This window comes from Streptomyces sp. NPDC048566, assembly GCF_043199735.1.
Classification (GTDB): domain Bacteria; phylum Actinomycetota; class Actinomycetes; order Streptomycetales; family Streptomycetaceae; genus Streptomyces.
On sequence record NZ_JBICWL010000006.1, the window covers coordinates 41,615 to 54,532 of the forward strand.

10 protein-coding genes are annotated in these 12,918 nt (G+C 72.1%); 1 reads left to right on the forward strand and 9 read right to left on the reverse strand.

The features are described 5' to 3' along the window. Nucleotides 1-16 precede the first annotated feature (16 nt). The 9 genes from murG to rsmH form a co-directional block, all read right to left on the reverse strand. Nucleotides 17-1,108, reverse strand: a complete 1,092-nt coding sequence (gene murG / locus ACGFS9_RS12650; protein ID WP_393252699.1) for an undecaprenyldiphospho-muramoylpentapeptide beta-N-acetylglucosaminyltransferase — start codon at nt 1,106-1,108, stop codon at nt 17-19. A 6-nt stretch (nt 1,109-1,114) separates the two neighbouring features. Further along, the gene (gene ftsW / locus ACGFS9_RS12655) at nt 1,115-2,479 is read right to left on the reverse strand and encodes a putative lipid II flippase FtsW (RefSeq protein ID WP_393252700.1); all 1,365 of its coding nucleotides are present in this window, start codon (nt 2,477-2,479) and stop codon (nt 1,115-1,117) included. Nucleotides 2,480-2,547: 68 nt separating this feature from the next. Beyond that, complete coding sequence (gene murD, locus ACGFS9_RS12660; RefSeq protein WP_393252702.1) at nt 2,548-3,975, reverse strand: UDP-N-acetylmuramoyl-L-alanine--D-glutamate ligase; 1,428 nt, start codon at nt 3,973-3,975, stop codon at nt 2,548-2,550. Continuing rightward, nucleotides 3,957-5,030: a phospho-N-acetylmuramoyl-pentapeptide-transferase gene (mraY, locus tag ACGFS9_RS12665; RefSeq protein WP_081216736.1), complete on the reverse strand. Its 1,074-nt coding sequence runs from the start codon at nt 5,028-5,030 to the stop codon at nt 3,957-3,959. Before mraY ends, murD begins: the two co-directional genes overlap by 19 nt. Then, nucleotides 5,027-6,433, reverse strand: a complete 1,407-nt coding sequence (gene murF / locus ACGFS9_RS12670) for a UDP-N-acetylmuramoyl-tripeptide--D-alanyl-D-alanine ligase (protein WP_393252704.1) — start codon at nt 6,431-6,433, stop codon at nt 5,027-5,029. Before murF ends, mraY begins: the two co-directional genes overlap by 4 nt. Before the next feature lie 4 nt (nt 6,434-6,437). Then, the gene (locus ACGFS9_RS12675; RefSeq protein ID WP_393252705.1) at nt 6,438-8,102 is read right to left on the reverse strand and encodes a UDP-N-acetylmuramoyl-L-alanyl-D-glutamate--2,6-diaminopimelate ligase; all 1,665 of its coding nucleotides are present in this window, start codon (nt 8,100-8,102) and stop codon (nt 6,438-6,440) included. Between the two features lie 57 nt (nt 8,103-8,159). Next, the gene (locus tag ACGFS9_RS12680) at nt 8,160-10,112 is read right to left on the reverse strand and encodes a peptidoglycan D,D-transpeptidase FtsI family protein (protein ID WP_393252707.1); all 1,953 of its coding nucleotides are present in this window, start codon (nt 10,110-10,112) and stop codon (nt 8,160-8,162) included. 5 nt (nt 10,113-10,117) lie between these two features. Beyond that, nucleotides 10,118-10,666 carry a hypothetical protein gene (locus ACGFS9_RS12685; protein WP_393252709.1) on the reverse strand — a complete coding sequence of 183 codons (549 nt, stop codon included), beginning with the start codon at nt 10,664-10,666 and terminating at the stop codon, nt 10,118-10,120. A 22-nt stretch (nt 10,667-10,688) separates the two neighbouring features. After that, complete coding sequence (gene rsmH / locus ACGFS9_RS12690; RefSeq protein WP_393252710.1) at nt 10,689-11,693, reverse strand: 16S rRNA (cytosine(1402)-N(4))-methyltransferase RsmH; 1,005 nt, start codon at nt 11,691-11,693, stop codon at nt 10,689-10,691. Between the two features lie 425 nt (nt 11,694-12,118). On the opposite strand from rsmH, the gene ACGFS9_RS12695 reads away from it, so the two are divergent. Beyond that, nucleotides 12,119-12,667 carry a beta-class carbonic anhydrase gene (locus ACGFS9_RS12695; protein ID WP_393252712.1) on the forward strand — a complete coding sequence of 183 codons (549 nt, stop codon included), beginning with the start codon at nt 12,119-12,121 and terminating at the stop codon, nt 12,665-12,667. Nucleotides 12,668-12,918: the final 251 nt, after the last annotated feature.

Consider the following 12,918-nt stretch of genomic DNA (forward strand, 5'->3'; position numbering starts at 1 on the left):
CTTCCCTCATGCGGTCCTAGTGGTGGCGCGAGGCGATCGCCTCGTACACCATGCCGACGAGCAGGTCGTCGGCGTCCCGGCGGCCGAACTCCGCGGCGGCGCGGGACATCTCGTACAGCCGGTGCGGGTCGGCGAGCACGGGCAGCACGCTCTGCTGGACCCACTGCGGGGTCAGTTCCGCGTCGTCCACGAGCAGTCCGCCGCCGGCCTTGACCACCGGCTGGGCGTTCAGCCGCTGTTCGCCGTTGCCGATGGGCAGCGGGACGTAGGCGGCCGGCAGTCCGACGGCGGAGAGTTCGGCGACGGTCATCGCGCCCGCGCGGCAGAGCATCATGTCGGCCGCGGCGTACGCCAGATCCATCCGGTCCACGTACGGTACCGGGATGTACGGGGGCATCCCCGGCATCTGCTGCACCTGCGGCAGTTCGTTCTTCGGGCCGACCGCGTGCAGGATCTGGATGCCGGCCTGCTGGAGGTAGGGAGCGGCCTGCTGCACCACCTCGTTGAGGCGGCGGGCGCCCTGCGAGCCGCCCGACACCAGCAGGGTCGGCAGGTTCGGGTCGAGCCCGAAGGCGGCGCGCGCCTCGGGCCGCACCGCGGCGCGGTCGAGGGTGGCGATCGAGCGGCGCAGCGGGATGCCGATGTACCGGGCGCCGCGGAGCTTGCTGTCGGGCGTGGAGACGGCGACCTGGGCCGCGTACCGCGAACCGATCTTGTTGGCCAGCCCGGGGCGGGCGTTGGCCTCGTGGATGATGATCGGCACGCCGAGCCGCTTGGCCGCCAGATAGCCGGGCAGGGCCACGTAGCCGCCGAAGCCGACGACCGCGTCCGCCTTGGTGCGTTCCATGATCTGCTCGGCGGCCTTGATCGTGCCGCGCAGCCGCCCGGGGACGGTGATCAGCTCGGGGGTGGGCTTGCGCGGCAGCGGCACGGCGGGGATCAGCGCGAGTTCGTATCCGCGCTCGGGCACGAGCCGGGTCTCGAGTCCGCGCTCCGTTCCCAGGGCCGTGATCCCCACGGTCGGGTCCTGCCTCCGCAGGGCGTCCGCGAGGGCGAGCGCGGGCTCGATGTGGCCGGCGGTCCCCCCGCCGGCGAGTACGACATGCACCGAAATTCACCGCTCTCCGGACGAACGCGCCGCCGAGGCACGCCGTCGCATCGTGTTCCATCTCCGGGGCCCCGCGGCCCCCGCGGAGCCTCTCACCGCAGCCCGCTTTCTGCCAAAGCGGGTCTGCCGCATCGCGAGTGCCGCCCGCGCAGCGGGATCGTCTCGCGCGAAGGCGATCAGGAGCCCGATGGCGAACATGGTCGGCAGCAGGGCGGAGCCCCCGTAGGAGAACAGCGGGAGCGGGACACCGGCGATCGGCAGCAGACCGAGCACCGCACCGACGTTGATCACGGCCTGGGCCGTGATCCAGGTGGTCACGCCTCCCGCGGCATACCTCACGAAGGGGTCCTCCGTGCGTCCGGCCACGCGGATACCCGCATAGCCTAGAGCCGCGAAGAGGGCGAGCACCGACAGCGTCCCCGCCAGGCCCAGTTCCTCCCCGGTGATGGCGAAGATGAAGTCGGTGTGCGCTTCGGGCAGTTGGCCCCATTTCTCCACACTGGCGCCGAGTCCCGAGCCGAACAGCCCGCCGGAGGCGAGGGCGTAGATGCCGTGCACGGCCTGCCAGCACGTGTCGCGGGGCCCCGGATCGGTGGCTCCGAGGCACGCCAGCCGGGACATCCGGTTGGGGCTCGTCTTGATGAGCACGAACCCGATGGCGACGGCGACGGAGAGCACGCCGACGAACAGCCGGGTGGGCGCTCCGGCCAGCCAGAGCAGCCCGAACAGGATCGCCGTCAGGATGATCGCCGTACCCATGTCGCCGCCGAGCATGATCAGGCCGAGCAGCATGAAGGCGACCGGGACGAGCGGCACCAGCATGTGCTTCCACTGGGTCAGCAGCCGCTTGTCCTGCTTGCGGGCGAGCAGGTCGGCGCCCCACAGCACCAGCGCGAGCTTGCCGAACTCGCTGGGCTGGATCTGGAAGGAGCCGCCGAGGGAGATCCAGTTCTGGTTGCCGTTGACCGCGACGCCCACCCCGGGCACCTGCACGAGCGCCATCAGGAAGACGGCGCCCGCCAGCATGGGGTAGGCCAGCGCGCGGTGCAGCCGGACCGGCATCCGGGCGGCGGCGAACATCAGCACCCCGCCGATCAGCGCGGCGAGGAACTGCTTGCGGAAGAAGTACGAACCGGGGAGGGACAGCTGCAACGCAGTGATCTGCGAGGCCGAGTAGACCATCACCAGGCCCAGCACGGTGATCAGCAGGCTGCCGCCGAGGATCAGGTAGTAGGCCGTCAGCGGCCGGTCCCAGGCCCGGCGGGCCCGGGTGACGAGCCGGCCGGCGGGGTTGTCGTGGGGGGTGCGGGCGACGGCGGGGCGCCGGGGGGCCCGCTGCACGGGAGGTCGTCCGGTACGGCTAGTCGGCATCGGCGTCTCCGGGCCACAGCGATGTCACGCGTCCGTCCCTCCCAGGTTCGCCCGGCGGGCCGGCCGGGTCAGGCTCCGAGTTCGCGAACCGCCTCCGCGAACGCGTCACCGCGCTTGTTGTAGTTGGCGAACATGTCCATGGAGGCGCAGGCCGGCGCCAGCAGCACCGTGTCCCCGGGCTCGGCGAGCCGCTCGGCCTCCCGGACCGCCGCGAGCATCGCCCCAGTGTCGGTCCGGTCGAGGTCGACGACGGGTACCTGCGGGGCGTGTCGCGCCAGGGCTTCGCGGATCAGCGCGCGATCCGCTCCGATCAGGACGGCAGCGCGCAGCCGCTTCGCCGACGCGGCGACGAGTTCGTCGAAGGTGGCGCCCTTGGCGAGCCCGCCGGCGATCCACACGATCGACTCGTAGGCCGCCAAGGAGGCTTCCGCGGCGTGCGTGTTGGTCGCCTTGGAGTCGTCGACGTAGGCGACCTGGTCCACGTCGGCGACGTGGGCGATGCGGTGCGCGTCGGGGCGGAAGTCGCGCAGCCCGTCGCGGACGGCCCGAGCGGGCACCCCGTAGGCGCGGGCCAGGGCCGCCGCGGCCAGGGCGTTGGCGATGTTGTGCGGCGCCGGCGGCCGGACGTCGCCGACCTCGGCCAGTTCCTGGGCGTTCTTCTGCCGGTTCTCCACGAAGGCCCGGTCGACCAGGATGCCGTCGACGACGCCGAGTTGGGAGGGGCCGGGGGCGCCGAGGGTGAAGCCGATCGCCCGGCAGCCCTCCTCGACGTCCGCCGCGCGCACCAGGTCCTCGGTGGCCTTGTCGGCCGCGTTGTAGACGCAGGCGACCCGGTTGCCCTCGTAGACGCGGCCCTTGTCGGCGGCGTACGCCTCCATGGAGCCGTGCCAGTCGAGGTGGTCGGGGGCGAGGTTGAGCACCACCGCGGAGTGCGCCCGCAGCGAGGGCGCCCAGTGCAGTTGGTAGCTGGAGAGTTCGACGGCGAGCACGTCGTAGGTCTGCTCGCCGAGGACGGCGTCGAGCAGGGAGACGCCGATGTTGCCGACCGCGGCCGTGCGCAGGCCCGCCGCTTTCAGGATGGAGGCGAGCATCTGGACGGTGGTGGTCTTGCCGTTGGTGCCGGTGACCGCGAGCCAGGGGGCGGGCTCTCTGCCGTCGAGGTCCCGCAGCCGCCAGGCGAGTTCGACGTCGCCCCAGACCGGGACGCCGGCCGCCGCGGCGGCGGCGAACAGCGGCTTGCCGGGCGGCCACCCGGGGGCGGTCACGACGAGTTCGGTGCCCTCCGGCAGGGTGGCGCCGTCACCGAGGCGCACGGTGACGCCGAGTGCCTCCAGTTCCGCGGCCTGCGCCCGGGCCCGGTCGTCGTCGCCGTCGTTGACGACCGTGACGACCGCGCCGAGGCCGTGCAGGACCCGGGCCGCCGGGATGCCGGAGACTCCGAGACCGGCGACGGTGACGTTCTTGCCCTGCCAGGTGGTCACTTCTTGGCTGCCCATCCCGCGTAGAAGAGGCCGAGTCCGACGATCACGCACATGCCCTGGATGATCCAGAAGCGGACCACCACAAGGACCTCGGACCACCCCTTGAGTTCGAAGTGGTGTTGCAGCGGGGCCATGCGGAAGACGCGCTTGCCGGTCAGCTTGAACGAGCCGACCTGGATGACCACCGACATGGTGATGAGGACGAACAGGCCGCCGAGGAGGGCGACCAGGATCTCCGTGCGGGAGCAGATCGCGAGTCCGGCGAGCGCGCCGCCGAGGGCCAGCGAACCGGTGTCGCCCATGAAGATCTTGGCGGGCGAGGTGTTCCACCACAGGAAGCCGAAGCAGGCGCCCATGAGGGCGGAGGCGACGACCGCGAGGTCGAGCGGGTCGCGCACCTCGTAGCAGGCACCGGGGTTGGTCAGGGTCGCCGCGTTGGCGCAGGACTCCTGGAACTGCCAGACGCCGATGAAGGTGTAGGCGCCGAAGACCATCGTCGCGGCGCCGGTGGCCAGGCCGTCCAGACCGTCCGTCAGGTTCACGCCGTTCGACATGGCGAGGATCATGAACAGTGCCCAGACCACGAACAGCACCGGGCCGATGGACCAGCCGAAGTCCTGCACGAAGGAGAGCTTGGTGGAGGCCGGGGTGTTGCCGCGGTTGTCGGCGAACATCAGCGCCAGCACCGCGAAGCTGATGCCCACGATCAGCTGTCCGGCCATCTTCGCCTTGGCCCGCAGGCCCAGCGAACGCCGCTTGATGATCTTGATGTAGTCGTCCAGGAAGCCGACCAGGCCCATGCCCGCCATCAGGCCGAGCACCAGCAGACCGGAGAACGTGGGCGTGTAACCCGTGATCACCTTCGACAGGAAGTACGCGATGATCGTCGCGAGGATGAAGGCGATGCCACCCATGGTCGGCGTACCGCGCTTGCTGGCGTGCTCGCGCGGGCCGTCGTCGCGGATGTACTGGCCGTAGCCCTTGCGGGCCAGCAGCTTGATCAGCAGCGGAGTGCCGACCAGGGTCAGGAACAGGCCAATGACACCCGCGAACAGGATCTGCTTCATCATCGGGCGGAAACCTCACCCTCGGCACCGTCGGAGAGCAGCGCGAGCGCCACCCGCTCCAGCCCGACGGACCTGGACGCCTTCACGAGCACGACGTCTCCCGGGCGCAGCTCGCTGCGCAACAGGTCGACAGCCGCCTGTGCGTCGGACACGTGCACCGACTCCTCACCCCACGAACCCTCGTTATATGCGCCCAGTTGCAGCCAGGACGCTTCCCTGCCCCCGACCGCGACGAGCTTGCCGACATTGAGCCGGACGGCGAGCCGTCCGACCGCGTCGTGCTCGGCGAGCGCCTCGTCCCCGAGCTCGGCCATCTGACCGAGCACCGCCCAGGTCCGCCGCCCCTTGCCCATCGAGGCGAGCGCGCGCAGGGCCGCTCGCATGGACTCGGGGTTCGCGTTGTAGGCGTCGTTGACGATCGTCACGCCGTCCGGACGCTCGGTGACCTCCATCCGCCAGCGGGAGAGGGAGCCCGCCTCGGAGAGCGCGCGGGCGATCTCGTCTGCGGACATGCCCAGCTCATGGGCGACGGCGGCCGCGGCGAGCGCGTTCGACACGTGGTGCTCACCGTACAGGCGCATGGTCACGTCACTGCACCCGGAGGGTGTGCGAAGGCTGAAGGCGGGCTGTCCGTTCTCCGTGAGGCGGACGTTCTCGGCGCGTACGTCCGCTTCGTCGGACTCTCCGAAGAGGAGTACGCGCGCCTTGGTGCGGGAGGCCATGGCGCGGACGAGGGGGTCGTCGGCGTTGAGGATCGCGGCGCCGTCCTCGGGCAGGCCCTCGACCATCTCGCCCTTTGCCTGAGCAATCTGCTCCCGGCCGCCGAACTCGCCGATGTGGGCGCTGCCGACGTTCAGGACGAGGCCGATCCGCGGCGGGGTGAGTCCGGTGAGGTAGCGGATGTGCCCGATGCCGCGGGCTCCCATCTCCAGGACCAGGAACCGCGTCTCGTCGGTGGCGCTGAGCGCGGTGAGCGGCAGCCCGATCTCGTTGTTGAGCGAGCCGGGGGTGAAGACGGTCGGCGCCTTGGTCCGCAGCACCTGGGCGATCAGGTCCTTGGTGCTGGTCTTGCCGGCGGAGCCGGTGAGGGCGACGAGGGTGGCGCCGAGCCGCTCCACCACGTGCCGGGCGAGCGCGCCGAGCGCGGCCTGCACGTCGTCGACGACGATGGCGGGCACACCGACCGGGCGGGAGCCGAGGACGGCGACCGCGCCGGCCCCGACCACCGCCTCGGCGAAGTCGTGGCCGTCGGCGCGTTCGCCGACGAAGGCGACGAACAGGCTGCCGGGCTCCACTTCACGGGAGTCCCGGACGACCGGTCCGGTGACCTGCACCGCCGGATCCGGTATGTCGTACGTCTGCCCGCCGACGACTGCTGCGATCTCGGCGAGGGAGAGGGCGATCACAAGTTCATCCCTGGGTCTGCTGGATAGCTTCGCGAAGCACCTGGCGGTCGTCGAAGGGACGCACCACCCCGGCGATGTCCTGGCCCTGCTCGTGGCCCTTGCCGGCGATGAGCACGGTGTCGCCCGGCTTTGCGCGCGCGACGGCCGCCGCGACGGCGGCGGCCCGGTCCTCGAAGACCTGGACCTCGCCGCGGTGGTGCGCCGGCACCTCGGCGGCGCCCGCGAGCATCGTGGCGAGGATGGCGAGGGGGTCCTCGGAGCGGGGGTTGTCGGAGGTCAGGACGGCGGTGTCGGCGAGCCGGGCCACGGCGGCGCCCATCGGCCCCCGCTTGGTGGTGTCCCGGTCCCCGCCGCAGCCGAGCACCACGTGCAGCCGCCCCTCGGTGACCTTGCGCAGCGCGCGCAGCACCGACTCGACGGCGTCGGTCTTGTGGGCGTAGTCGACGACGGCGAGGTACGGCTGGCCCTCGTCGATCCGCTCCAGCCGGCCCGGGACACCCGGCACCGCGGCGATGCCGTCCGCCGCGGTCTGCGGGTCGATGCCGGCGACGGCCAGCGCGACGATCGCGGCGAGGGTGTTCGCCACGTTGAAGGGGCCGGCCAGCGGCGAGCGGGCGGTGATCCGCTCCCCCTTGGGGCCGACCGCGGTGAACGTCGAGTCCATCGGGCCGACTTCGACGTCCTCGGCGCGCCAGTCGGCGTCCGGGTGGCCCTCGGCGGAGAAGGTGACGACGGGGACCCCGGCCTCCTCGGTGAGCCGGCGCCCGTACTCGTCGTCCAGGTTGACCACGCCGAGCCTGCTGCGCTCGGGGGTGAACAGCTGTGCCTTGGCCTGGAAGTAGTCCTCCATGCCGGAGTGGAACTCCATGTGTTCCGGGCTCAGGTTGTTGAAGACGGCGATGTCGAAGACGCAGCCGTCGACCCGGCCGAGGACCAGTGCGTGGCTGGAGACCTCCATGGCGACCGAGTCGACCCCGCGCTCGCGCATGACGGCGAAGAGGGCCTGGAGGTCGGTGGCCTCGGGCGTGGTGCGCTCCGACTTGATGCGCTCGTCGCCGATGCGCATCTCGACCGTGCCGATGAGCCCGGTGGAGCGGACGGTCTTCAGGCCGCCCTCGACGAGGTAGGCGGTCGTGGTCTTGCCGGAGGTGCCGGTGATGCCGATCTGCAGCAGGTCGCGTCCCGGGTGGCCGTAGATGGTGGCCGCCAGTTCACCCATCGCCCCGCGCGGGTCCGCGACGACGAGCACCGGCAGGCCGGTCGCCGCGGCGCGTTCGGCGCCGGTGGGGTCGGTGAGGACGGCGACGGCTCCGAGGCCGGCCGCCTGGGTCACGAAGTCGGCGCCGTGCAGACGCGCGCCCGGCAGGGCGGCGTACAGGTCGCCGGGGCGCACCGCGCGGGAGTCGTGGGTGATGCCCGTGACCTCCGCGCCGCTCCCCGGCTGCTCGGCGCCCAGCTGATCGGCCAGGTCTCCGAGGGGGGTGGCGGAGACGTGAACCGGCCGCGGCGGCCCCGGATATGTCACAGGAGCGCCCTTCTGGGTGGTGGGGGACTGATCAGCGTGTGGCACGGCGGTGAGCGTACCGGGCGCACCCCCGCCGGGGCGAAGCGAGGGCGGCGGGGGCTGCTCGGAGGAGCGGTTCCCGGGGTCGGGGGTGATCGTTGTCACGAGTGGTTCCTGGTCCGTTGTGCGGGGGGACTGATCGGGGCGTGCGCTCGGGGAGGGTCAGGGCTTGTACGTCACGGGCAGCCGGGCGGGTTCGGCTCCGGTGGGCGGGACCTGGAGGGTCTTCAGCGCGAACTCCATGACCTGCTTGTAGACGGGCCCGCAGATCTGGCCGCCGAAGTAGCTGCCCTTGGTGGCGTTCTGGATCGCGCAGTACACGGTGACGCGGGGTTTGTCCGCGGGGGCGAACCCGGCGAACGAGGAGGTGTAGCCGTGGTACCGGCCGGTGGCGGGGTCCACGCGGTTGGCCGTACCGGTCTTGCCCGCGACCCGGTACCCCGGGATGCGGGCCTTGATGCCGGTGCCCTGCTCGTCGTCCACCACGGACTCCAGCATCTGCGCGAGGGCCTTCGCGGTCTTCTCGCTGACCACCCGGGTCTTCTTCGGCTCGGCGGCCGGCGTGAAGCGTCCGTCGGGGCCCTTCATCCCGCGCACCAGCGTGGGTTCGACGCGGACGCCGCCGTTGGCGATCGTCGAGTAGACGGACGCCGCCTGCATGGCGTTGATCGAGACGCCCTGGCCGAAGGGGATCGTGAACTGCTGCGAGGTCGACCACTTGTCCGGGGGCGCGAGGATGCCGGCCGTCTCGCCGGGGAAGCCGAGCCCGGTGTGTCCGCCGATGCCGAACTTGCGCAGGTAGGAGTAGAGGACCCGGTTGGCCTGCTTCTGCGTCGTGCCGAGCTGGCCGGTGGCGAGGATCGTGCCGATGTTGCTGGACTTGGCCAGGACGCCGTTGAGCGTCAGGTACCAGGTGGCGTGGTCGACGTCGTCCTGGAAGAGGCGGTCACCGCGGTGCAGCCGGTTGGGGACCACGACATGCGTGGTGGGCGTCGCCGCGTGCTCCTCCAGTACGGCCGCCATCGACATGAGCTTGGCGGTGGAGCCGGGCTCGTACGCGTCCTGGAGGGCCGCGTTGCCCATGGCCGCCGCGTTGGCCTGGGTGAGGTCGTTGGGGTCGAAGCCGGGCGAGTTGGCCATGGCGAGGACCTGGCCGGTCCGGGTGTCCTGCACTATCACGTACCCGCGGTCGGCCTTGGACTCCTTCACCTGCCGGGCGATGGCGTCCTGCGCGGCCCACTGGATGTCCCGATCGATGGTCAGCTCGACGTCGGAGCCGGCCACCGCGGGCGTCTCGGTGGAGCCCGCGGTGGGCACCTGCCGCCCTCCGGACTGGGCGTAGCGGATCTTGCCGTCCCTGCCGGACAGCTCCTTGTTCAGCTGCTGCTCGATGCCGCCGCCGCCCTTGCCGTCGGCGTTGACCCAGCCCAGTATCCCGGCGGCGAGGTCGCCGTTGGGGTACACGCGCTTGCTGGCCGGCACCGCGAGGACGCCCGCGAGGACGTTGACGGTGCCCTTGTCGCTCGCCGCCTTGGCCGCGAGGGTGCTCTTGAGGTCCTTGATCTGCTGCCACACCTGGGGGGTGCGGCGGTGCGCGAGGAGGGTGTACCGGGTGTTCTTCGTGCTCAGCTTCCGGGCGACGGCGTCGGTGTCCTGGCCGAGGATCGGCCCGAGGAGCGCGGCGGCCTGCTCCGGGGCGTCCGCCACCTTCGCCGCCTTCGGCGTGAACATGCTGGGGTCCGCGGTGATGTCGTACGCGTCGACGCTGGTGGCCAGCTCGACGCCGTCGCGGTCGGTGATCCCGCCGCGCTCGGCGGCGAGCGTGCGCCCGACGTAGCGGTTCTGCTCGGCCTTCGAGACGTAGGTGCTCGCGTCGACGGCCTGGACCTGGAGCAGCCGTACGACGAAGGCGGCCATCACCAGCGTCAGGGCGAGGCTGACCATGCGCAGCCGGGGCCGGGGGCTGCCGAGCCGGATGATGCGCGGGCCGGCGGGCCGGCGCGAGACCGGGCGGCGCGCGGGGCGGCTGCCGGGGCCGGGCCGGCGGCGGCCGTCGGACCGCACGGGCCGGGAGGGGCCGGGCACGCGGCGGCGGGGCGGTTCCCTGTCGGACACTTCCGTCACCTGCCGGGGGTCGTGGAGGGCTCTGCGGACGGGGTGGAGGCGGGGCCGGAGGACGGCCGCGCGGAGGCCGCGGCCGTGGCGGGACTCGCCGTCGCCGACGGCACGGGGGTGGCGGAGGCGCCGCCGCCCGGGGCGAGGACCTCGGGCGGCGGGGGCGCCGGGGTGCGGGCGGCGGACTGCCCGGCGGCGGATCCCGGTACGCCGAGCACGCTGCCGTCGGGGTTGAGGAAGGCCGGGTCGCCGCCGGGGACCATGCCGAGTTCGCGGGCGCGGCGCTGGAGGGCGTCGGGCGCGGAGTAGGCGTCCACGTCCCGCTGGAGCGCCTGCTCCTCGTCGGTCAGGCTCTTGGTGTCCCTCTGGAGGTCGTCGAGGCGGAACGCGCCCTCGCTGAGGGCCGAGTTCAGCACCAGCAGACCGATGAGACCGCCGCCCAGCAGCAGGACGACCAGCAGGACGAAGGGGGCGCGGGCCGCCTGTCCGGCACCGGCCGGCAGGAGCCGCGCGAGCCGGGCGGCCCTCCCCTTGAGTTCGGGTTTTCCGCTCACTCGCCCTCCTTCTCCCCGCGCCTCACTCGGCGGCGTCCTCACGGATGCGTTGCGCCCCCCGCAGCCGGGCGGGTGCCGCTCGCCGGTTCTCGGCGACCTCTTCCTCGGTGGGAAGTTCGGCACCACGGGTGAGGAGCTTGAGCCGGGGCTGGTAGCGCTCGGGGACGACGGGCAGTCCGGGCGGCGCGGTGGTGGCCGCACCGGCCGCGAACACCTGCTTGACCAGACGGTCCTCCAGCGAGTGGTAGGACAGCACGGCGATGCGGCCCCCGACGGCCAGCGCCTTCACGGCCGCGGGGACGGCCCGCTCCAGGACGCTCAGCTCGCCGTTGACCTCGATGCGCAGCGCCTGGAAGGTCCGCTTGGCGGGATTGCCGCCGGTGCGCTTGGCCGCCTGGGGCAGCGCGTCCCGGATCAGCTCGACGAGACGGGCGCTCGTGGTGAACGGCTCCCGCTCCCGCTCGCGCACGACGGCGGAGACGATCCGCTTGGCCTGCTTCTCCTCGCCGTAGGCCCGCAGGATGCGCACCAGTTCGCCGGGCGGGTAGGTGTTGAGGACCTCGGCGGCGCTCATCCCCGTCGTCTGGTCCATCCGCATGTCGAGCGGGGCGTCCTGGGCGTACGCGAAGCCGCGGTCCGCCTCGTCGAGCTGCATCGAGGAGACGCCGAGGTCGAACAGCACGCCCTGGACGCGCGGGATGCCCAGGCGGTCCAGCACCTCGGGGAGTTCGTCGTAGACGGCGTGCACCAGCCTGGCCCGCTCGCCGAAGGGCGCGAGGCGCTCCCCGGACAGCCGCAGCGCCTCCTTGTCGCGGTCCAGCGCCACGAGGGTCGCGTCGGGGAAGCGGGTCAGCAGTGCCTCGCTGTGGCCGCCCAGGCCGAGCGTGCAGTCGACGACCACCGCTCCGGGCTCCAGGAGGGCGGGGGCGAGCATGTCCAGGCACCGGCGGAGCATGACGGGGACGTGCCGCCGTCCCTCCGGTCGCTCGCTGCCGTCCTCGGTCGGAAGCGCTTCGCGCCCTTGCATTCCGGGCCCTCTCAGGTCCGGCGCGCCCGTACGCACCGCCGGGTCCCCACCCGCTCGGGAAGGGGAGGCCCGCTGGCGCCGGATCAACAGCGTCAGCCGACCGGGAGCGGGAGGAGGCCGAGCCGTACGTACGCGCCGCGCACGTGGGGAGAGCCCGGAAGGTCGCCGGGTCTCCGGGGAAATCAGTCCAGCGGGGAGAGCCTCGCCTCCCGCTTCGCGTCACTTTAGTCCACCGTGTCGCGCGGTCAATCAACCGGCTTGCGCGTCGCGTGCGCCGCCCGGAACGAAGCCGCACACCGGCAGGAATCACCCGTACGGGCATGTCGTCACCGCCCGTGTGGATTAGCTCACAACAAGCCGCGATGATGTTCTTTGTCCCTTCCCACAGCAGGACTGCCCGGGACCTGGCCAGTAACGTCGTCGCCATGACGACTTCCGCATCCGTTCCCACCGGACCCCAGGGCGCCACAGCGGCGGAGAACTCCGTCACGGAGCGTCTCGTCGACGCCAACGGACGGTACGCCGCCGCCTTCACCGACCCCGGCATGGACGCCCGTCCCGTGCTCGGCGTCGCCGTGGTCGCCTGCATGGACGCCCGCCTCGACCTGCACGCCGCGCTCGGCCTGGCGCTGGGCGACTGCCACACCATCCGCAACGCCGGCGGCGTGGTCACCGACGACGTGATCCGCTCCCTCACCATCAGCCAGCGGGCGCTCGGCACCCGCAGCGTGGTCCTCATCCACCACACCGGCTGCGGCCTGGAGTCCCTCACCGAGGAGTTCCGGCACGACCTGGAGATGGAGGTGGGCCAGCGTCCCGCCTGGGCGGTCGAGGCGTTCCGGGACGTCGACCAGGACGTGCGCCAGTCGATGCAGCGGGTGCGCACCTCCCCGTTCCTGCTGCACACCGAGGACGTGCGCGGTTTCGTCTTCGACGTGACCACCGGCCTGCTCCGCGAGATCGACCCGGCCTGACCCCCGGCCGCGAAGCCCCAGGTCGCCGCGGCCGTCACCGCGTGGGACCCTCTCTTCACGAAAAACCCCGGCCGGACGCTGCCCAAAGGGCCGCAAGAGCTGACATATCGCGGCCAGTTGTCCACAGGCGAGTGACACGAACCGGTAACGGCAACAAGAATGCGGGATGTGGCGTCACGCGGAGCTGTTCCCGTGTGGTGTCCGTGTTTCGGGGTGGGCCGGTCCGCACAGGGCGTCGGCCCGTGAAAGGG

Bases quoted from the DNA above. Each gene is read 5' to 3' on its own strand.
- ftsW (WP_393252700.1), bottom strand. From the start codon at position 2,479: ATGCCGACTAGCCGTACCGGACGACCTCCCGTGCAGCGGGCCCCCCGG.
- murD (WP_393252702.1), bottom strand. From the start codon at position 3,975: ATGGGCAGCCAAGAAGTGACCACCTGGCAGGGCAAGAACGTCACCGTC.
- mraY (WP_081216736.1), bottom strand. From the start codon at position 5,030: ATGATGAAGCAGATCCTGTTCGCGGGTGTCATTGGCCTGTTCCTGACC.
- rsmH (WP_393252710.1), bottom strand. From the start codon at position 11,693: ATGCAAGGGCGCGAAGCGCTTCCGACCGAGGACGGCAGCGAGCGACCG.
- ACGFS9_RS12695 (WP_393252712.1), top strand. From the start codon at position 12,119: ATGACGACTTCCGCATCCGTTCCCACCGGACCCCAGGGCGCCACAGCG.